The organism is Hallella seregens ATCC 51272, assembly GCF_000518545.1.
Lineage (GTDB): Bacteria > Bacteroidota > Bacteroidia > Bacteroidales > Bacteroidaceae > Prevotella > Prevotella seregens.
This window is the reverse complement of sequence record NZ_JADU01000007.1, coordinates 26230-47426: the sequence shown is the minus strand read 5'-3', so window position 1 is coordinate 47426 and position 21197 is coordinate 26230. Positions and strand designations below refer to the sequence as shown.

General features: G+C 60.6%; 17 protein-coding genes. 8 read left to right on the top strand and 9 right to left on the bottom strand.

Annotation, left to right across the window (positions count from 1 at the left end; all coding sequences use genetic code 11):
* Positions 1-8 precede the first annotated feature (8 nt).
* Positions 9-1037 (bottom strand): hypothetical protein, encoded by a 1029-nt coding sequence (locus L888_RS0102590; protein ID WP_027951753.1) that lies wholly within the window; start codon positions 1035-1037, stop codon positions 9-11.
* A 191-nt stretch (positions 1038-1228) separates the two neighbouring features.
* Between L888_RS0102590 and L888_RS0102585 the strand changes: the two genes are divergently transcribed.
* On the top strand, positions 1229-2575 hold the full coding sequence (locus tag L888_RS0102585) for a DUF6080 domain-containing protein (protein WP_027951752.1): 1347 nt from the start codon (positions 1229-1231) through the stop codon (positions 2573-2575).
* A gap of 1051 nt (positions 2576-3626) precedes the next feature.
* Here L888_RS0102585 and L888_RS0102580 read toward each other — a convergent pair.
* A complete protein-coding gene (locus L888_RS0102580) occupies positions 3627-5240 on the bottom strand; it encodes an RluA family pseudouridine synthase (protein WP_027951751.1) in 1614 nt (537 codons plus the stop codon).
* Between the two features lie 4 nt (positions 5241-5244).
* Positions 5245-6150, bottom strand: coding sequence for an FAD-dependent thymidylate synthase (locus L888_RS0102575; protein ID WP_027951750.1), 906 nt, complete (start codon positions 6148-6150; stop codon positions 5245-5247).
* A 98-nt stretch (positions 6151-6248) separates the two neighbouring features.
* On the opposite strand from L888_RS0102575, the gene L888_RS0102570 reads away from it, so the two are divergent.
* The 3 genes from L888_RS0102570 (at position 6249) to metG (ending at position 9905) form a co-directional block, all read left to right on the top strand.
* Complete coding sequence (locus L888_RS0102570) at positions 6249-6683, top strand: Fur family transcriptional regulator (protein ID WP_005845047.1); 435 nt, start codon at positions 6249-6251, stop codon at positions 6681-6683.
* Positions 6684-7715: an A/G-specific adenine glycosylase gene (mutY, locus tag L888_RS0102565; protein ID WP_027951749.1), complete on the top strand. Its 1032-nt coding sequence runs from the start codon at positions 6684-6686 to the stop codon at positions 7713-7715.
* 114 nt (positions 7716-7829) lie between these two features.
* Positions 7830-9905, top strand: coding sequence for a methionine--tRNA ligase (gene metG / locus L888_RS0102560; RefSeq protein WP_005845050.1), 2076 nt, complete (start codon positions 7830-7832; stop codon positions 9903-9905).
* A gap of 144 nt (positions 9906-10049) precedes the next feature.
* Here metG and L888_RS0102555 read toward each other — a convergent pair whose 3' ends face one another.
* The 4 genes from L888_RS0102555 to L888_RS0102540 form a co-directional block, all read right to left on the bottom strand.
* Entirely contained in the window at positions 10050-10619 is a 570-nt protein-coding gene (locus L888_RS0102555) for an outer membrane beta-barrel protein (RefSeq protein WP_027951748.1), read from the bottom strand.
* Positions 10620-10815: 196 nt separating this feature from the next.
* On the bottom strand, positions 10816-11370 hold the full coding sequence (locus tag L888_RS0102550) for an outer membrane beta-barrel protein (protein ID WP_005845054.1): 555 nt from the start codon (positions 11368-11370) through the stop codon (positions 10816-10818).
* A gap of 79 nt (positions 11371-11449) precedes the next feature.
* Positions 11450-15007: a DEAD/DEAH box helicase gene (locus L888_RS0102545; RefSeq protein WP_027951747.1), complete on the bottom strand. Its 3558-nt coding sequence runs from the start codon at positions 15005-15007 to the stop codon at positions 11450-11452.
* A 9-nt stretch (positions 15008-15016) separates the two neighbouring features.
* Entirely contained in the window at positions 15017-15523 is a 507-nt protein-coding gene (locus tag L888_RS0102540) for a methylated-DNA--[protein]-cysteine S-methyltransferase (protein ID WP_027951746.1), read from the bottom strand.
* 150 nt (positions 15524-15673) lie between these two features.
* Between L888_RS0102540 and L888_RS0102535 the strand changes: the two genes are divergently transcribed.
* Positions 15674-16141 (top strand): nucleoside deaminase, encoded by a 468-nt coding sequence (locus L888_RS0102535; RefSeq protein ID WP_005845060.1) that lies wholly within the window; start codon positions 15674-15676, stop codon positions 16139-16141.
* A gap of 419 nt (positions 16142-16560) precedes the next feature.
* Here the strand turns inward: L888_RS0102535 and L888_RS0102530 are convergent, their stop codons facing one another.
* Positions 16561-17583: a YqiA/YcfP family alpha/beta fold hydrolase gene (locus L888_RS0102530; RefSeq protein WP_027951745.1), complete on the bottom strand. Its 1023-nt coding sequence runs from the start codon at positions 17581-17583 to the stop codon at positions 16561-16563.
* Positions 17584-17737: 154 nt separating this feature from the next.
* On the opposite strand from L888_RS0102530, the gene L888_RS0102525 reads away from it, so the two are divergent.
* The 3 genes from L888_RS0102525 to L888_RS0102515 are packed head-to-tail and all read left to right on the top strand — an operon-like array spanning position 17738 to position 20379.
* Positions 17738-18466 carry an IspD/TarI family cytidylyltransferase gene (locus L888_RS0102525; protein ID WP_005845063.1) on the top strand — a complete coding sequence of 243 codons (729 nt, stop codon included), beginning with the start codon at positions 17738-17740 and terminating at the stop codon, positions 18464-18466.
* Positions 18467-18478: 12 nt separating this feature from the next.
* Positions 18479-19537, top strand: a complete 1059-nt coding sequence (locus tag L888_RS0102520) for an NAD-dependent epimerase/dehydratase family protein (RefSeq protein ID WP_027951744.1) — start codon at positions 18479-18481, stop codon at positions 19535-19537.
* Positions 19534-20379, top strand: a complete 846-nt coding sequence (locus L888_RS0102515) for a LicD family protein (protein WP_027951743.1) — start codon at positions 19534-19536, stop codon at positions 20377-20379. Before L888_RS0102520 ends, L888_RS0102515 begins: the two co-directional genes overlap by 4 nt.
* Positions 20380-20558: 179 nt before the next feature.
* Here the strand turns inward: L888_RS0102515 and L888_RS0102510 are convergent, their stop codons facing one another.
* A complete protein-coding gene (locus L888_RS0102510; protein WP_027951742.1) occupies positions 20559-21113 on the bottom strand; it encodes a hypothetical protein in 555 nt (184 codons plus the stop codon).
* Positions 21114-21197 lie beyond the last annotated feature (84 nt).

The following is a 21197-nucleotide window of genomic DNA, read 5'->3' as shown; positions in this document are numbered from 1 at the left end:
AAACTCCCCTACCGATGCCGTTCCCGGCCCGTCCACTTGCCCACCCGCCGGGCCAGCGCGCGGCCGATGGCGGCAAAGTTGGCGTAGCGAAGATTCAGCATTAATTCTTCCATTGAGCGGCTCACCTTGAGCCAAGGATGGTTCCAGCCCTGTGCGCGATAGAAGTGTTCCTTGTAGTCCACGTACTCCATGACATACCGCGGATGGCGCAACGGGAAGTCGGTTTCGAGCCGCCGCATGGTGAAGATGCGGCGTAGGCGGCGCGGCATGGTCTTCAACGCCGAGAAATGAGTGGAGTCGGCGGTGGCCCCCACGTTGTTAATCATGTTGCGGGTAGGCGTCACAGCCAGTCCGTTGCCCATGAGCAGGGCCGCCCAGAAGATGCTCTCGAAGAAAGGTTTGCCGCTCGCAGCATGGTCGGCACACATGCGCATGAAGTCGCGCCGGTAGCCCCTTGCCCTGACGAGCGAGGCCAGCTGGCGGCGGTTGAAGTCGTCGCGCATGAAGCCATACTGCTCGTCCCACTGCTCCACCACCCGTCGCCACGAGGCCCATCCCCAGATGGAAAACACCGAGGTAAAGAAGTAATCGTAGGGCACGCCGGGCGTCACCTCGTCGGTATTGAAGCCTGCCACCATCGCCACGCGCGGGTCGTGCTCGTAGCGATCGAGCATTTCCTTGCAAAAAGGAAAGAACGATTGCGCGGGCACCACGTCGTCCTCGAGCACCATCACCTTGTCGGCCAGCGAGAAAGCCCACGTATGCGACAGGTAGCCCGACGGGTCGCAGCCGCGGTTTTGCGTCTGATAGTTGCGCACCACGTCGCATTCCCAGTCGATGTTCTCTTCGGCCACGATCTGCCGGCACGCCTCCACGCCGGGCAGGTCGCGCTCGTCACGCGGCCCGTCCTGGTAGAGAAACAGCCGCGAGGGGCGGGCTTTCCTCACCTCGTCGAACACCAGCCGGAACGTCTCCGGACGGTTGAAGAAGAGCATCAGCACCGCAATGTCTGTCTTGTAGGGTTGTTTTGTCATCATTCGTCCTTGAGTTCTATGGCATGGTTCCGCCGTTGCCGCTGTCTGCCACAGCCGGAACACGCCCTTGCAAAGATAGGTGAATTATTCGGAAAACCGCGCTTTTCAGTACCTAAAGGCAGTTCCCTTTCGCCTTTTTTTCGTATTTTTGCGGGCACAAACCAAGGTTCAACACACCACTTGAAACCATTCTCATGACCCATCCACTGCATATTTTCAAAATCAAACGGGAGGAACGGTGGCTGGCCCTCGTGGCCCTGCTGTTCTTTGTGGGACTCAACGCCCTGCTCATCGGCAGCCACTGGGAGGCCTACACCCAGGGAGCGCCGGGCGGATTCTGGTCGCTCTTCACGCGCAGGTTCACCATGTCGGGCTACGACTGCTGGTCGTGGATCACCGTGTCGGGGCTTCGCATCCACTTCATCACCATCCGCCACCCGCTCTATCTCTCGTTTCTCTACCCCATGTACCTGCTCAACCACTGGCTCATGACCGAGACAGGCGTCAACTTTGCGGTGTTCATGATAGGGGCAGTGCTGGTTTTCTCGGCCGTCTACACGGCCATCTTCATGTACCGTATCTTCCGCGAACTCCTGTCGGTGCCGCGCAATGATGCCCTGCTGCTCACGGCCCTGCTCTTCTCTTTCGGCCATGTCATGGTGCCGGCCATGGTGCCCGACCATTTCGTCATCTCGCTCATGCTGCTCACCATGACGGCCTACATCGCCGGCAAGAAGCTGATGACGGGTCGGCTGATGCTGTGGTGGCAGTCGGCCCTGCTGCTGTTTTTCACCGCGGGCATCGCGGCCTCCAACGGCGTGAAGACGCTGCTGGCCGACCTTTTTGTGAACAGCCGCCGCGTGTTCAGGCCCCGGTTCGTCCTGCTGGGCACGGTCATGCCGCTGGCGTTGCTGCTGGGCATCCAGCAGTATCAGGTGGAGGCTTTCGAGGTGCCACAGGCCGAAGCCATCGCCCAGATGGAAAAAAAGAGCGCCAAGACCATGGACGCCAAGCAGAAAAAAGAGATTGCCGACCACCGCCGCTGGAAGCAAACGCACGACATGAAAGCGGCCGGCACGGGGGTGGCAAGCCTCATGGACTTCTCCACGCCACGGCTGCCCATCCTCGTCGAGGACTATTTCGGCGAGTCTATCCTGCTGCACCGCGGCCACGCGCTGGAGGATGTGCTGCGCACGCGACCCAGCATCGTGCGCTACCACTCGTGGTGGTGCTACGCCGTGGAGGCGTTCATGGTGGCGCTGCTCGTGGGTGGCCTGTGGCTGGGGCGGCGGCACCGGCTGGTGCAGATGCTGTTCTGCTGGTTCTGTTTCGACGTTCTGCTCAACCTCGTCCTTGGCTTTGCCGTGAACGAAATCTATATCATGGCCTCGGGATGGCTGTTCACCCTCCCCATCGCCGCCTCGTTCGTGTTGCAGCGCATGCGGGGAAAGTGGCATCTCCTGGCGCAGGCGGTCCTGGTCTTTGTGGTGGCCCTGCTCCTCGGACACAACCTCACGCTCATCGTCCAACACCTGTATTGAGACGGCTCCGCCTGCGCTTTTTAGACAGAATAATGGGTGGGTTTAGACAGAACAACATATCTTACAGATGGCTCGCGCGGTGGGAAAAAGACATAGTAACAAAAGAACATATCAGCTCACACGGTATTTTTTAGACATAGTAACAAAAGAACATATTGGCTGCGCGAAGAAAGGGCTCACGCAGAGGCGCGGAGAAAAGGAGGCTGCGCGGGGATTTTTAAATCTGAACTTAAGGTCATCAAATGGATGGCCGGTGATTAAAGGTATTGACGTAGGGGCCGGCCTCCGTGCCGGCCCGCCCGTTTGGAACAAACGTTATATGCAATACGAAATGCCCACATACCGTTGGCATGCCATGGCGACACCGTGCACCCACAACCATTGTGCCACATTCTATCAACCATTGTACCGCATTTTCACAACCATGGCACACTGCACCCACAATCTTTACACTGCATTTTCACAACCATGATACCGCATACTTGTAACCATGACACCGTGCACCTGCAACAGAAAGGCCGTAAACGCTTTGCGTTTACGGCCTTTTTGCATCGTGATAACGGTGTAAACGAGATGCGACGACGGCGCAAACACAACGCGTTTACGCCGTGACGATTTTGCCCCGACCGAGGGATGCCACAAAGATTGGGTTTCATTCGTCATGGCATGGCCCCGTCGTGGCGCATGCACAACCGCATTTTCACGCATCCTACCACCGTGAACGTTTGTCCCAAACGTGCGGGCTGGCACGGAGCCCAGCCCCTATGCCAAAACCTTTAATCACCGGCCATCCATTCGTTTTCCCCAAATTCAGATTTGAAAATCCCCGCGCAACCTCCTTGTCCTCGCGCCTTTGCGTGAGCCCTTTCTTCGCGCAGCCTCCTTGTCTCTGTGCCTCTGCGTGAGCCCATTCATCGCGCAGCCAATATGTTCTTTTGTTACTATGTCTAAAAAATACCGTGTGAGCTGATATGTTCTTTTGTTACTATGTCTTTCTCCCACCGCGCGAGCCATCTGTAAGATATGTTGTTCTGTCTAAAGATACCCTGTCTTAGAAAGGGACGGGGGAGGTGAAGGTCATCTGTCGGCCCGTCTGCGGATGGCGGAAAGAGAGGGTCTGGGCATGCAGGTGCAGCCGGTCGGCTCGCTGTCCGTAGAGGGCATCGCCCACGATGGGATTGTCGAGACCCTGTCGGTGGGCGCAGTGCACGCGCAGCTGGTGGGTGCGCCCCGTGTGCGGATAGAGGGCCACACGGCGGCCATCTATCCGCTCAAAGCGCGTCTCCGCCGGGCGGCCGTGCAGCCAATCCACCATCTGTCGGGGCCGGTCGGCCAGGTCGGGACGCAGGGGCAAGGCTATCGAGCCACGCCCTACAGCCAGCGGACGCACCAGCTCGGCCACGTAACGCTTGGACACCTCGCGCCGCAGGAACTGCCGTTGCAAGTCCAGATAAGCCTCCATGGTGAGAGCCACCACCATCAGTCCGCTCGTGTCCATGTCCAGTCTGTGGACGATGAGCGGCCCCTCGGCGGCGGGATAGCGGCGGCGCAAGAGGCCCAGCACGCTCTCGCGCCCGTTCTTTCCCGACACGGAGAGCATGCCCGCGGGCTTGTCCACCACGCAAATCCAGTCGTCCTCGTAGACCGTCGGCAGTGTGTGAGCCGAGGGTTGCTCCAGCGGGTTGGAGGCCACGTCCATGCCCCGCAGCATCCACGGCAGCAGGGGCTTGCACTTGCCGTTGCACGCCGGATAGCACTGCAGGTGGTGGCGCACCTCACCCCGCGGACTCTCGCCCCACCAGAACATCGCCATGCTCACCGGCCGCAGCCCGTGGCTGAAGGCATAGTGTAGCAGCCGCGGCTCGCAGCACTCGCCCGCCCCGCCGGGTGGCTCCAGCCGATGGTCGGCAAAGATGTCGACCAGGTTGCGCCGCTCGCCCCGCGCATTGCACATCACGAAGTGGCGGAAGAGCCACGTCTGCAGGGCGTCGCTGCGCTGGCGCCGCAGCCGTTTAAGGGTCTGGATGCGCTCCGCTTTCTGCCGTTCGCCGGCCTCGAACGCCTCGCGCAGGGCCCGCTGCCCCAGCTTCCAACGGTGCAGCTCGGCATTCTCGAACTGCCGGCGGCGGATGTAGGCCTCGTCGGTCTCACCCTGCCGCCGCTCCTTGTCGGCGGGAGGGCGCGGCGCAACGGCCGTCCCGTCCCATGGCCGAGGGCGGGGCAGCTGCGCCAACTGCCGGCCGAGCTCCACGATTGCGGCCTCCTCGCGCTTGAAATAGCCGTCGGGCTGCAGATAATCGAACACGGCCGGCACGAAGTCCGGCCAGTCGCTGCGCCCGCCTATCTGCCCGCTGTAGCCGGCGAGAAACTGATAACGGGGCGGCGCAGGGCCGGCGGCAGGTGAGGAAGCGGGAGCCAGACAAGGCGTTTCGACTATCAACACGCCAAACATCTTGCCGCGGGCAATCTCCGCCTGGAAAGCCGACGAGGGCGGCCGGGAGGAGAAACACTGCGACACCGAGCCGTCGAGCCAGGCCGTGAGCACGTTCATGGCCCCGCGGCAAAGCGCATCGAGGGTATAATAAAAAGGATTGTTGAACCGCAGCGGCGGCTCAACCGTTAGGTTCAAGGGGTGCAGCAGACCGGCAGGAACGCGCGCATCCATCGGCTTAGAGCAGTCCCAGCCGCACAAACTCCTCCATGAGGGGCTGCGCCAGCACCTTTGCATCAGGATGGGGAGCGCCGGTGGTGCCCAGGGCGCGCAGGTCGAAGAAGTGGCGCCAGTCGGCCACGAAGGCGGTGTGCACCAGTTCGGTGTTGGTGTCGAGCGGCAGCACGGCACGTGCCTCCTGCGGCTTTCGGCCCGCGGCCATCAGGTTCATGTAGGCCCGTTCGGCGGCCAGATTGGCAAATTGCCAGTTCTCCAGGTCGGTGGCCGTGCCGTCCATCACGCGGCCGAAGAGCGTGGCGAGCGTGCCGGCATCCGCGGCGGGTTCGGGGGCGGCGGCCACATCGGCCACCCACGTAGGCAGGTTCACGGTGATTTCGTTGCCAAACTTGTCCTTGGCATAGTTGCAATAGCGCGTGGACTGCTCGGCCATGGAGTTGGCACGGTGGCGGTTGAACTCGCGGGTGGTGCTTATCTGGGTGGTGAAGTGCACGGTGACGCGCCGCTCGTGGTGCGGTGTGGGCCCGGCAAGCAGGTCGAGGTCGGCCATCCATCCGTTCTCAGCCAGCACGCGCAGATTGGTCGTCACGTAGGCCGTGCCCGCCACGTCGTTCACCCAAGAGAACTTGTTGCGGCGGTAACGCTCGGCAGGGGGCAGGTCGGCGGCAGGGCCGGCGGCCCCGGCAGGACGGCCGGCCGAGGGACAGGCAAGGTACACCGTGCCGTGCTCGAGCATGGCCGTGTGGTCGCTCTTGACCATCCGCTCGACAAAGGGACGGGCCGAATCGGCCGTGCAGTGGTCTTCGCTTTTGTAACAAACGCGGCCCGCCCGCTCTATCTGGCGGTATATTCCGTCGAGTCCCGGCTGTTGGAGCCATATCTCAAAGGAGGGTTTCTGTATCTTCATGGACTGTTGGCTGTGGTTGGTTATCTGCTGCAAAGATAGCGATTTTAACGCGACGGCATGGCGAAAAACGCGGAATAATTGCTATTTTTGCAACTGTAATGGATGAATCGACCTGCGTAAAACTGCTCCAACAGCACGGCGTCAAGCCCACGAGCAACCGTATCGTGGTGGCCAAAGCCTTGGCCGCCGCCCCCCGTCCGGCATCGCTCTCCGACCTGGAGACGGCCATACTGACTATCGACAAGAGCGGCATCTTCCGCTCGCTGATGCTCTTTCGCGAACACCATCTGGTGCACGCGCTGGACGACGGCGAGGGCGGGGTGAGGTATGAACTGTGTCTAAGCCACGACGAAGACGGCGACGACGACGACACGCACGTCCACTTTTATTGCAGGAGCTGCCACCGGCTCTTCTGCCTTTACGACACGCCCGTGCCGCCGGTGACCGTGCCCGAGGGCTACACTGCGGCCACGGCCAACTACGTGGTCAAGGGGCTCTGCCCCGAATGCACGCGGAAAGGGGGAGGCAGATAGATGCCCACGCCCGACCTTGCCAGCACGCTGCTCGAGTGGTATGCCGAGCATGGGCGCGACTTGCCCTGGCGGCACACCCGCGACCCGTATGCCATCTGGCTCAGTGAAGTGATTCTTCAGCAGACGCGCATCAGTCAGGGACAGGCCTACTGGGAGCGGTTCATGGCCCGCTATCCCACCGTAGCCGATCTGGCAGCAGCCTCGGAGGACGACGTGCTGCGCCTGTGGCAAGGGCTGGGCTACTACAGCCGCGCCCGCAACCTGCACCACGCCGCCCGCCAAGTGGCGGCCTTGGGCCGCTTTCCCGACACGCTCGACACCATCAGGCAGCTGAAAGGCGTGGGCGACTACACCGCCGCCGCCATTGCCTCGCTGGCTTTCGGGCTGCAGGTCGCCGTGGTCGACGGCAACGTCTACCGCGTGCTGGCACGCGTCCACGGCCTCGACACGCCCATCAACTCCACGGAGGGCAAGCACCTGTTCCAGGCCATGGCCGACCAGCTCATCGTGGGACACGAGGCGGGAGCCGTGAACCAGGCCCTCATGGACTTCGGCGCCATCCAGTGTACACCCAAGTCGCCCAACTGCCTGCTCTGCCCGTTGGCAGAGCGATGCGCGGCCCTGCGGCAGGGCCGCACCGAGGAATTGCCCGTCAAACTCAAGACCGTCAAGGTAGCCACCCGCCGCCTAAGCTACGTCTATATACGCTGCGAGGGCCACACAGCCATCCGTCAACGCGGCGCGGGCGACATCTGGCAGGGGCTGTGGGAGCCGCTGCTCGTCGAGGATGCACCCCTGCCCCGTCTGGACGGCAGGCTCACCCTGCTGCGCCAAGGCGTGAAGCACGTGCTCACCCACCGCATTCTTCTGGCCGACTTCTACCTGCTCGACACCGATGTGCGCCCCACGCTGCCCCCCGGCTACCGCTGGATTGCCGAGGCCGACATCGAACGCTACGCCCTGCCGCGGCTGGTGGAACTGCTGCTCGAAGCCGTTGCCGGACACACGGCCGGCTGTGGCAAGACGGCGTGACACCCGCCGCCCTGACACCGAAAAAGGCGGAATGGGCCGAAGTTCATGGGGCTTTTTATAGCCCGTTAGCAGATTAATTTGTAATTTTGTACGCAAATTACAAATTACATTCAGATGCAAAACAACAAGTTCAAGCGGACCACGGTCACCGCTGCACTGCCTTATGCCAACGGCGGCGTGCACATAGGGCACCTCGCCGGCGTATATGTACCGGCCGACATTTACGTGCGCTACCTCCGGCTCAAGAAGCAGGAGGTGGTGTTTGTAGGCGGTTCCGACGAGCACGGCGTGCCCATTACCATCCGTGCCAAAAAGGAGGGGCTCACGCCGCAAGACGTGTGCGACCGCTACCACAAGCTGATAAAGGACTCGTTCGAGGAGTTCGGCATCTCGTTTGACGTGTACAGCCGCACCACCTCGAAGACGCACCATCAGTTTGCCTCCGACTTCTTCAGGAAGCTATACAACGACGGCAAGCTCGTGGAAAAGGACACCGAGCAGCTCTACGACGAGGAAGCCCACCAGTTTCTGGCCGACCGTTACGTCATGGGCACCTGCCCCCACTGCGGCAATCCCAATGCCTACGGCGACCAGTGCGAGCGGTGCGGCAGCGACTTGAGCCCCATGGAGCTCATCGAGCCCCACTCCACCATCAGCGGAGCGAAGCCTGTGGTGCGGCAGACCAAGAACTGGTACCTGCCCTTGAACAACTATCAGGAGTGGCTCAGACAGTGGATTCTCGACGGCCACAAGGAGTGGCGCTCCAACGTCTACGGCCAGTGCAAGAGCTGGCTCGACATGGATCTGCAGCCCCGCGCCATGACGCGCGATCTGGACTGGGGCATCCCTGTGCCCGTGAAAGGGGCTGAAGGCAAGGTGCTCTACGTGTGGTTCGACGCGCCGATTGGCTATATTTCCAATACCAAGGAGCTCTGCGACCGCGAGCCCGAACGCTGGGGCACATGGCAAAAATGGTGGCAGGACGAGGAGACGCGCTTGGTGCACTTCATCGGCAAGGACAACATCGTGTTCCATTGCCTCATCTTCCCCACCATGCTCAAGGCCCACGGCAGCTACATCCTGCCCGACAACGTGCCGGCAAACGAGTTTCTCAATCTGGAGAACGACAAGATTTCGACCTCGCGCAACTGGGCCGTCTGGCTGCATGAATACCTCCGCGACTTCCCCGGCAAGCAGGATGTGCTGCGCTATGTGCTCACGGCCAACGCCCCGGAAACCAAGGACAACAATTACACCTGGAGGGATTTTCAAGAGCGCAACAATTCCGAACTGGTAGCGATCTACGGCAACTTCGTGAATCGCGCCCTGCAACTCACCTGGAAATACTGGGACGGCGTGGTGCCGGCCTGCGGCGAACTGCTGGATGTGGACCGTCAGGCTGTCGCCGAGTTCAAGGATGTGAAGGAAAAAGTGGAGCAGTATCTCGATGCCTTCAAGTTCCGCGAGGCCCAGAAAGAGGCCATGAACCTGGCCCGTATCGGCAATCGGTACATCACCGAATGCGAGCCCTGGAAAGTGTGGAAAACCGATTCCAAGCGCGTGGAAACCATTCTGAACATCTCGTTGCAGCTGGTGGCCAACCTGGCCATAGCCTTTGAACCGTTCCTGCCTTTCAGCAGCCGCGACCTGCGTGGCATGATTGGCATGACACGTTTCGACTGGGCCGAGCTGGGCAGCACCGAACTGCTCAAGGCCGGCAACCGGCTGGGCAAGCCGCATCTGCTCTTTGAAAAGATCGAGGACGAGGCCATCCAGGCTCAGCTCGACAAGCTGGAGGCCACGCGCCAAACCAACGAACAGGCCCAGGCCGCACTGGATTACAAGGCTGCGCCCATCAAGGCCGACATCCCGTTCGACGATTTCGAGAAGCTCGACATCCGTGTGGGGCACGTCAAGGACTGCCAAAAGGTGAAGAAAAGCAACAAGCTTTTGCAGTTCACCATCGACGACGGGTCGGGACAGGACCGTACCATCCTCTCGGGTATCGCCAAGTTTTACGAGCCCGAACAGCTGGTGGGCAAGGACGTGCTCTTCGTGGCCAACTTTGCTCCACGCAAGATAATGGGCATCGAAAGCCAGGGCATGATTCTCTCCGCCCTCAATTTCGACGGGTCGCTGGCCGTCACCACGACGCTCGGCGAGGTGAAACCCGGCTCCCAGGTGGGCTGACCACACCTTATATATAAGGAGACTCCCCGGAAGAATGAAGTGCATTCTTTCAGGGAGTCTTTGGTATCGGCACCGGGCCGGCACGTGCATGACGTGCGGACGACACATACATGACGTGTGTCCGGCACGCGCTTCGCGCATGGATTACAGGTCGAACTTGTAGCCAAGCGTAATCTGGAACACGCTGTTCTTCGCGTCGCCAGACTTGAAAGCGTCGGCCACACCGAAGTTGTAACGGCCGTCAAGCACGAAGTTGTTGTACTCATACGACAGCCCCACGGGGATGGCCAGGTCTACAGTCTTGGCAATTGAGTTGTCCTTGTCTACGCAAAAGCCGGGCTGCACGCCAAGTTTCACGGCCATTCCCTTGAGTACATACACGTTGGCCAGGATGGGCACGTTGATGTAACTCAGGTTGAGTTTCACGTCGCCGGTCTTTACCTTGCCCACGAAAGGCAGGTCGACGCTGATTCCGCTCCACTTGGCACCCTGCATAGAATAGAATGCACCGGCGGTGATGCTGAAGATGTCGGTGGCCTGATACTCGAATTCGGCACCGGCGGCAAGGCCTACTTTGGCATCGGCGTGGGCGTTGGTCAGGCTGGAAATGGTCATGCCCACTTGGGGTTTCAATGACAATGTACCGACCTCGTGCTGAGCATAGCCAGCCAAGGAGGAAAGCATCACAACTGCTGAAAGGATAATCTTTTTCATGTTCACTATGTTTAAATGGTTAAAATAATCATTCATTTGATCGTCTTCTCTTGCTGCCGGGCGTATCAAGATCGGTTTCCGGTCTGCATCCGACAAGTGCAAAAGTAAAAGAATTCTTAAAAAGGCCATAGGGAGATTCCCCTAAAAACAGGGGGAATATCCCTATGGTAAAGTAGCGTCACCGCCTCGGGGCGGTTTAGAAGTTGTAGTAAAGGCCGAACTGCACGTTGTTGCCGTTCACGTCGAAGCCGAAAGCGTGGGTGTTGTTGTTGTCTCCTTCGGGGTTCATTTCCTCGTAGCCCAGGAAGCCTACCTTGCCCACGAACGTAAAATGCTTGCTCAGATTCACGGCCACGCCCGGCTGAACGCCCACGTTGAAAGCGGTGAAGTCCACGTGATTAGCCTCTCCAGACGCGAAACCGAGGCCCATGTCGAGGAACACGTTCACCATTTTCGAGTGATAGAAAGTCCAGCGGGCATAGGGCGAAATCTCGAAAGCCTTGACGTCATTCGCGTTGGACAACTTGTTGTTGAGCATGGAAAAAGTGCCTTTCCGATAGCCAATCGTCGTGCCAATTGCCCAAGAATTGTTCAGGTTGTAGCCAATCTCGGGCAAGAACTTGAACGAAGTTTCGTCGTCACCGCCCTGCGAACCAATGCTGGCTATGCCGACAGTTCCACCTAAATACACCTGTGCCTGAGCACAAACAGCCATCATGGCGATGACCAAAGTCATGAATAACTTTTTCATTTCCTTACTTGTTTTTAATTCTCTTTGGCTCTTTCAAGTCGTGACAAAGTTATAAAAAAAGCGGTACAACAGCCGTTTATTAATCTTTTTTTACCTTTTTCTCGGCATTTTCTTGACTTATATAGCCTCCGCGAGCCCGAATATAGTCCATGAGCTGGCTGAAAAGGGGCGATGCCGCCAGCGTCCGGGCATTGCCCGTGAGCAGCAATTGTTTGCGGGCGCGGGTAAGGGCGACGTTGAGTTTGCGGTCGATAAGGCGGCCGTCCTCATAGAAGCTGTTGGCCGTGAGAAAGCCCAACTGCCAGCGTTGCTGGATAGTAAACGAGTAGATAATGACGTCGCGCTGCGACCCTTGGTAGCGTTCCACGGTGTCAATGCTTACTTGTTCCAGTCCGGGCAAGCCCAGAAGCTCGATCTCCTGACGTATCATGGCGATCTGGTTGCGGTAGGGAACGATGACACCCACGGTCTTGTCGGGCTCGAAACGACTGCCATAAAACCGGCGGATGCGCCGTAGCAGCGAAGCCACAAGGCGGGCCTCGGCGGCATTCACCTTGTCGGAGAGGTCAGGCTGGCGGCAGTCTTCCGAGGCAAAGAAGAGCAGACGATGCCGTTTGAGCAGCTCGTCCACGCGATCCTGGGCGGGCAAGGCATAGCCAAGTTCTGTCTCTTGCTGGTGACGCAGGGGTACGGGAACCAGCCGTTCGGCAAAGTAGAACGTCTCTCCAGGGAACTCTGCGATGGCGGGGTGCATGCGTCCTTGTCGGCGCAACGTGCCGATGAAATCGGTGCGGTCGGCCGCCTGTTCCTGGCGGATGAGGCGCTCGAAGAGGCTGTTCTTGCAGTTGGTGAGCCCGATGGCCTGCAGTTCGGGCTCGGTCACGCGGGCTTCCTCGTCGTTCTGCTGCACCACGGCGGGCAGTTGCTTGTAGTCACCGATGAGGATAAACTTGTCGATGTTGCACGTAGGCCCGCCGCCCATCGCCGCAGCAGCACCGTCTGCCGGGGAGACGGTGGGGCGGTGGCTGGCCAGCAAACCGATGATGGAAGGCTCGAGAATCTGTGAACTCTCGTCGACAATGGCTAGCGAGAAGTGCTTCAAGCTGAAGATGAAAGGCCGTGACTGGAGCATCGACGTGGTGGAGACGACGACACGCGTGCGCAGCAACCGCCCGCGCATGTCGTCGAGCCGGGGACTTTCGCCCACGATGTTGGAGACAAGATAGGGCGCATAGGCCGGTGCACAGCTCAGTTCATGGCCCAGCCGAATGAAGCCAATGCCCGCCTCAACAAGCATGCCGCAGATTTCATCGACGGCACGGTTGGTATAAGAAAGCAGCAGAATGGAGGAATTTGGAGATGCGGCCAAGGCCTCTTCCACCAAATACCGCAGGGCCCTGCTGGTCTTTCCAGTGCCCGGCGGCCCCACGAGCAGGAAGAAATCGCGGGCCTGTTTGGCCCGCAGAAGCAGCGGGTCGAGCTCGGCATCATAGCTGCGTGACAGGGTGACTGTCTTGTCACAACGCGGCACACGCTGCCCCAACAGCAGGGCTTTGCGGTCGGGTGTGGAGGTAACCAGCTCGTAAATGGCCTGTATGGCAGCACTGCCACCCGCATCGCTGCTGCCGTGTTCGATACACCACGCGAACGGCTTTCCCTGTGCAGCCTCGCCCGCCACCCATCCGCCGTAGGGCAAATGGTCGAAAATGGCCGCATTTTGCTGGCCGTCGGCCAGCTTCACCGTGAGGCTGTCGGTGTGAATTTCAGCCAACCCGCCCTTGAAGAGCAGGGCTCGACGCACGTCGGGCTCCTGGTCTTCGGGGTAGGCGTAGAGGTAAACCATGTCGCCCCGACGGAAGTTGGGCAGGAAGTCCTCCCCCTGATGGGGCACCGACAACGTGATGAGGTCGTAGCCGCCATAGCTTTCCGGCCCCGTGCTTTTCTCCTTATTTATAATATGCAGACCGGTGTAGATGTTGCCGGTCTCCTTTTTTTCGGCCAAGGGCATGTTCCAGAGGTTGGCCGTGCAACTACCTACGCCTCCGGCCACACCCACCTTTGCCATCAGGTTTTCGCGCACGGCGAAACGCAGCATCCGGCAGAAGTAGGCGCGTTCCAGCCCCCGCAGCCCCTGTAGCGGGCGTAGCACCTCGTCAAGCTGCGGCCGCAGATACTGGTCGTAGAAGAATCCTTGCATGCCCTCGGTGTTGAGTTCCTGGGACGTGAGCCGGGGCAACAAGCGGGCGGGGCCGTCATGAGCCAGCTCGAACTCCAGGGCCACGGCCTCGTTGCGAAAGCGAATGGCCTCGTAGACCAGCCGCATCAGGTTGGCCACATCGAGCAAACCGCCGGGCAACGGATACCGGGAATAGAGCAGACGGATGTGTGTTTCCGACCGGTGGAAGTTGTAATAGAGGATGCCATAATAGAGCAGCACCTGCACGTAGTGCTTCTCCACAGCCCGCGACCCATGCCGGTTGTTGAGCCCACGCTCCACAAAAAGATTGCGCCCCGACTTCTGCTCCACGAGCAGCTGCAGGTCGGTGGTCATGAGATCCACGCGTCCTTGGATGCCCAGTTTCTCACAGATGAACGACGGTTCCAGGATGGCCCTGTCCAGACGGAACTCTTGTCGCAACGCCTCCACGACGTGCTGCAGGTTGGTTGTCTGCGTAGCGGCATCCTGTTTGAACCGTTCACCGTCAAAGTCGGGGCACGTGCTGTACTCCATTGCCCTCTCCCGAAAGCTGTTCATCAGCGTGCGGGCCGGCGAGAAAGAGGGCTGGTTGATGATGTCGTCGAGTGCGCTTCCAGCAAAGTTTCCCAGCAAAATGGGCTGGCTGTTGGCCTTGGAACGCATGCGGCTGACGAGATAAAGCAACGGGTGGTGCCCGTAGTCCTCGAAACAACTGGCAATGGTGCTGATGTCGATCAGGCAGTCGGGCTCCACCACGATGAGGCGCGGCGTGAGCGTGCGCCCCTCGGCGTGGCAGCCAAGCAGGCCCAGCTGCATGCCCTCGCGCAGCAAACCGGCCAAATAGCCCATGCGCGCATACTGTGTCTCCTCGGTATATCGCACCTCGTAGAGGGGCTGCCCGTCGGCCGTGTCCCCGGTCTCCGGGTCCTCGTCGATGACCACCCGAATCACGTTTTCATCCCACGAGCGCACGATGGCCCGCCTGTCGGGCGTATTGGCCCGCGGCCGACGCTCGGCTTCCGGGTGGTTGCTGGACAGGGCATCCGTGAGTGCTGAGGGCACGGCCACACGGTAGACGCGTCCCACGAGCGTGGCCAATGCGTGCATGTCGTAGCGCAGCTGTTCGGGCGTCAGCGGCCGGCTGTGGTTGGAGTCACGGCGCATCTGCCGAATGGCATTGGCCTCCGGGGCGGGGATATGGAGCATGCGGACGAGCGTCTCCACCTGAGCATTGAGGTCGCCAAAGCCATACCGCGTGTGCTTGAGCCCCTCGGCACACACCTGCACCAGCGTCTCGTGCATCAGTCGGTTGGCCACTGCCGGATGCCGGGCGTGGATGTCGGGCAGCGAGGCTACCGTGTCCATCAGCTCACGGGCCACTCCGTCCGCGGCGATGCTGGCGGCGGGGCGGGCCGATATGTCTGTCAACCGATTGTCCATCACCCCCGTTTACTGCCGGTCGGCCAGTCTGGTCCGCTCCCATGCAATGAGTTTCTGCTTGAGTTCGCGCCCCCAATGGTATTCGCCCGTGGTGCCGTCGCTGTGCACCACCCGGTGGCAGGGCACAAGCATAGCCACAGGATTCCGGGCCACGGCCGAGGCCACGGCGCGCACGCCGCGGGGATTGCCCACGCGATCGGCTATCTCCTGATAGCTGGCCGTCTGGCCAAAGGGAATGCGCATCACCTCCTGCCACACCACCTTTTGGAAGTCGGTGCCCCACAGATCGAGCTTCAACGCATGGTCGTAACCCTCAAAGATGACGCGCTCCACGGTGTGAGCCATGGTGTCGCTCTGCGTGGTGGGCGTGTATTCGCCCCATCGCCGAGCCAGCTCATGAATGGTTTCCATGCGGTTGTGGTCGAGAAACTGCAGGTCGCAGATGCCGTCCCATGTGCGGGCCACGATAAGCTCGCCGAAAGGACTGTCGGTAAATCCGTATTCAATCTTGGTCATGTCTTGATGTTCTGCTGGGTGTTGTAGCGTTGCAAAGATAGGCAATAAACGGCGAAAAAGCCCGTCCAGGTGCAAAAAGTTGGGGCCTTTACGGTGCTTTCTTCGGGATTTTGCTTATCTTTGATGCCCTATCCATTAAATCGAAACACGATGAACCAGGAAGAACTGATGCGCAGGGCCATTGCCTTGAGCGAAAAGAGTGTGCGCCAAGGGGGCGGTCCCTTTGGTGCTGTGATTGCCCGCGAGGGCGTGGTGGTGGCCGAAGCCTCCAACAGTGTCACGCTGGACCACGACCCTACGGCCCATGCCGAGGTGAATGCCATCCGTGCAGCCTGCACGCGGCTACGCTCCTTTGACCTCTCGGGCTGCGAAATCTATTGCTCGTGCGAGCCCTGCCCCATGTGCCTGGGGGCTATCTACTGGGCCCGGCTCGACCGCATTTACTATGCCAACGACCGTAAGGCGGCCGCCGGCATCGGCTTCGACGATGACTTCATCTATGAGGAAATAGGGCGTCCGCTGGCCCAGCGCCACTGCCCCATCCAGCCCCTGCTGCCCGAAGAGGGCCGTCGGGCATTTGACCTGTGGCGAGACAAAGGAGACAAAACCCGGTATTAAGCCATGTGGCGCGCGGTGGAGTTAGACAGAATAATGGGTGGTTTTAGATAGAGTAACGGTGGTTTTTAGACAGAGTTACGGTGGATTTTAGACAGAACAACATATTAAACATATGGCTGGCGCGGTGGGTTTTAGCTGTTACAACGGACTTTGAATGTGGTGTGGGGGGATATTGGCGTAGGGGCTGGCCCCTACGCCAATATCCGTTTAGCCCACAAAATCAACACATCAATATATCATTACCCCCAAAAATATGGCGCACCCTACCTGTTATTCTGTTACTATGTCTAAAAAATACCGCGCCAGCCAATATGTTATTCTGTTACTATGTCTAAAACCCACCGCGCCAGCCATATGTTTAATATGTTGTTATGTCTAAAACCCACCGTTGTTCTGTCTAACTCCCACTGTTGCCCTGTCTAACTCTCGGCTGGTTTGAGACGGCTGTAGAACGTGATGATGTCTTCCCATGTCTTGAACTCGTCAGAGCCGAAGGCGATGCCCGTGCCCATGAAACCCGTGTCGGGGGCCGTGTCGATGAAGTAGTCGCCATAGAGCAGCCGCTTCTGGTTGGTATAAATCACGCGGTCGTGGGCCGGTGTGGAGAGGTACTGCTCCACCCACGAGGCCGTGTCGGCGAGGTCGGCATGGGCATTGGTGGGCGCCGGGGCCACGACATACACCTCGTAGCTCTCCACCAACAAGGCAAAAGCCTTGGCCAGACTCGACTTGGGTTTGCCGTAGCCGTCGGCTAGCGTACTGCTGTCAATGTAGACGATGGGCCGCTCGCGGCCCTCCTGCCGGTCGTCTATCCAGCGGATGACAGGCACCACACCATTCATGAACGAGCGGTCGTCCATGCGGTGGCCGCCGTGGAAACGGGCTGCCTGGGGGTAGTGACGGCGGTAGAGGGCATAGGTATCCACCACGTCGTCCTCGTCGCCGAAGAGCCCCCACACGCGCCGTTGCTCGGCGGCGCGCGCCTCGGGCCCCATGGCCTCCAGCGCGTTGAAGCACTGTTCGGTCATTTCCCGATACTCCTTCTCCAGTGCCTTGGTCACCAAGAACCCCGTCTCGCCGTCCCGACGCGGGTTCTGCCACAGCTGCTTGCCCGTCATGCCGTGGTCTTTCATGGTCTGCCCCATCTCGAAAGCGGGGTTCACACAGATGCGGTCGTAGCCGTAGAGCATCTCAGTGTACATGCCGCCCATCGACGTGCCGAGGATGAGCCGGGGCTTCAGCTCGTCCACCTTGCGGCGCAACAAGTCCATGGCCTCGGCCGGATGGATCGGCAGATCGAACGCCTCCACACGGGCCTGGGGAAAGGTTTGCCGGATGCGCGCCACCGTGCCCGAGGCTGCAGACGACCCGAATCCGTGGTTGTAGAGAATGATCTTGCCCGCCATGAGGTCGGGAAACTGCTTGACATAAGGATTCTCCATATTGTGTTTCGTTAGCTTTTACGGTGCAAAGTTAGCCCTTTTTCGGCAGAATTACACCTGTTTGCTTGCGTGCGCCCGATATTTTTCCTACTTTTGCGAGGGCTGGCCGGCGGTTGTCCGCGGGGCGGCCACAGATTAATCGAAACACGAGCTTATGAACATCGCCATCATCATTGCCGGCGGGTCCGGCCACCGCATGGGGCAGGACATCCCCAAGCAGTTTATCAATGTCTTCGATAAACCCATCCTGATCTACACCCTCGAGGGCTTCCAGCGCCACCCGCAAGTGGACGCCATCGAGGTGGTTTGCCTCGAAGGCTGGGAGCGTGTGCTCTGGGCCTACGCCCGGCAGTTCAACATTGACAAGCTGAAATGGGTGGTGCCCGGCGGCGACAGCGGGCAGGAGTCGATACGAAACGGCGTGTACCGGCTGGAGGGCGTGTGCTCGCCGGACGACACCATCATCATTCACGACGGCATTCGGCCCATGGTAGACGACTCGGTGCTCACCGACGTGATACTCAAAGCACAGAAATATGGCAACGCCGTGACCAGTCTGCCCTACAACGAGCAGATATTCATCGTGGACCCCGAAGACGACAGCACCACCACGAAATACATCCCGCGCGAGACACTGCGCCGCGTCAGCACACCCCAAGCCTACCGCTTCCAGCTGCTCGACGAGAAGTATCACGAGGCCTTTGCCCGCGGCATCGGCATCCGCGGCAGCGCCTACACCAACACCATGATGGTGGAGCTGGGCGTGCGGCTGCACTTTGCCGCCGGCAGCGACAAGAACATCAAGCTCACCACCAAGGACGACCTCGAGATGTTCAAAGGCTATCTTGCCAAGGAGAGCCGCCATTCCGACTGGCTGAAATAACTCCCCGCCACCATGACAGCACGTAGCAGACAGCACCCCCTCTACCAGGAAGACCTGGCCCATATCCTCGCCACCGCGGGCATCGAACGGCTTCGGGGCACCCACATTCTCCTCACCGGGGCCACCGGCCTCATCGGCACACAGCTTGTCGACGCCCTGATGCGCTACAACGCGCAGGGGGCCGCCATCCGCATCACGGCCGCCGGACGCAGCCGTCAGCGCGCCGCCGAGCGGCTGGGCGAGACCCTGGACAGCCCGCTGTTCACCTTTGTGGAACAGGGGGCCGACCGGCCTTTCGCGCCCGACCTCGCACCCGACTACATCATTCCGCTGGCCAGCCACACCCATCCGCTGGCCTACAGCCAGCAGCCCGTAGAGACCATGCTGCTCAATCTGGACGGTGCACGCCACGCGTTGGAGCTGGCCCGGCGCAGCCATGCCACCGTGCTCTACCCCAGCACGGTCGAGATATACGGCAACGCCCGCGGGGCCGACATGTTCACCGAAGACTATACCGGCCAGCTGAATCTGGCCACAAGCCGGGCGTGCTACACCGAGTCGAAGCGGGCTTGCGAGGCTCTTTGCCAGTCGTATGCGGCCCAGTATGGGGTGCCAGTGCGCATTGCCCGCCTGAGCCGCGTGTTCGGCCCGTCGGTGCTGCCCACTGACAGCAAGGCCTCGTCGCAGTTCATTTGGAAAGCGTTGCACGGCGAGGACATCGTGCTCAAGAGCGAGGGCACGCAGTTTTTCTCCTATACTTATGTGGCCGATGCCGTCTCGGCCCTGCTCCACGTGATGCTCCACGGCGAGGATGCACGGGCCTACAACATTGCCAGCGAGGCCTGCAACGTACACCTGCGCGACTTTGCGCAGGCCTGTGCCCGCGCTGCCGGCACGCGTGTGGTGTTCGACCTGCCCACGGAGACCGAGCGGCGCGGCTTCTCCGTGGCCTCTACGGCCATTCTGGACAACAGCCGTCTCAAGGCTATCGGCTGGCGACCGCACTACGCCTTCGGCGAGGCCGTGGAGCGCACGCTCGAGATTCTGAAAACCGACACCCCGCAGCCATGACCCCAACCTACCTCGATGCCTACAAGGCGCAGCAGCTGCGCTCCTGCCAACTGAAGCAGCTGGAGATACTGAAAACCGTAGACAGCATCTGCCGCGCGCACCACATCGACTACTGGCTCGATGGCGGCACCCTGCTGGGAGCCGTGCGCCACGGAGGCTTCATTCCGTGGGACGACGACATCGACATTGCCATGCGCCGCGACGACCTGCCCCGTTTCGAGGCCGCGGCCGCCCGCGAGCTGCCCGCCCACCTGCAGCTCCAGCTGCCGGGAGCCGAGCACACCAAGGAGCCCATCATCAAGATACGCGACCTCAACTCGTTCTACGTCGAGGCAAGCGACGACTTTTCCATGGGTTATCAAAAGGGGTTGTACGTCGACGTCTTCCCCATGGTGCCCTATCCCTCGGCCCCGCGCGGCATGGTGAGACGCATCACGCGCGAGCTCTCGCGCAGCTACTCCATCCTGCACCACCGCCACTACTACTCGTGGCGGGCCGTAGCCGAGCTGTTTTGGTTCGGCGCCAAGCATGCCCTGCTGCGTGCCGCCTGGGCCGCCGTGTGCACCACGCACCGCAAGGACGTGTTCTTCAGCAACACGCTGGTCAACAACGGCTACGGCATCATGCACCGGCGCGACAGCATTTTCCCCGTGAAGGACATCACGTTCGAGGGCCACACGTTTCTCGGCCCGGCCAATCCCGACGCCTACCTGCGCGACCTTTTCCACGACTACATGGAGATTCCGCCCGTGGAAAAGCGCAAAATCCACTCCGTCTTCATGGTTGCCGAGCTCGTGCCGACGGCTCCCACAACCGGCAAAGACGCCGGCACGCAGCCCTAACCCTTTGCGGCCGGCCGACGGCCGTGCCGCCATCGCCAGACCATGACGGCGCAAACGCAAGCCGACAACGGCGTAAACGCCGCGCGTTTACGCCGTCTTCACGATGCCGTTGCGGCGCAATCGCGCGGCCGGAAACGGGGCGCCGCCGGGCAGTGAGAAGTTTGCCGCCGCCGCTTGGCTTAGAAACTCCATCCCAAACTCAGGTAAGGATAGACAACGGCAGCGCGATCCACGCCGTGCTCGCTCCGCCCCAACGGGTCGCGCCGGCCCAGGGCCGCGGCCGGGTTAAGGCCCGTACGGAGCATGAGGCCGCGGGCGGGCTGGTAGCGATAGCCCAGGTCCAGAAAGCCGAAAGTGCCCGAACGGTCGTGTTCCACCTGCCGCCCGGCGGGGTCGTGATACTTGCAGGTGTAGAGTCCGTAGCTCACCCCCACGCCTATCTCTGCATGGTGCCGCCCACGGCCCACCAGATAGTTCACGGCAACGGGGAAGCTCCAGCCCCTCGTGGCCTCGGGATTGGAATCGAAGAAGTCCTGCGAACGGGAGCGGGTATAGGCCAATCCCACCCGTCCGCCCCAGCGCGTGCGGCTGCTGAAACGGCTGTCGTAATGGATTCCAAACGTGGTCGATGCCCCGAACAGCTCGGCAAACACGCCCTGCGCTCCCTGCGCATGCGCAACGGGAGCGGCCATCAGGCAGACGGCCCACACCCCAAAGACTCTGAAACGCTTCATCCTTGCATATTGATGGTTACACCCCGATAACGTCAAAACGTGTCAACCCCCCCATGCCCTCCTGCCGCCCGCAACAGGACGAGG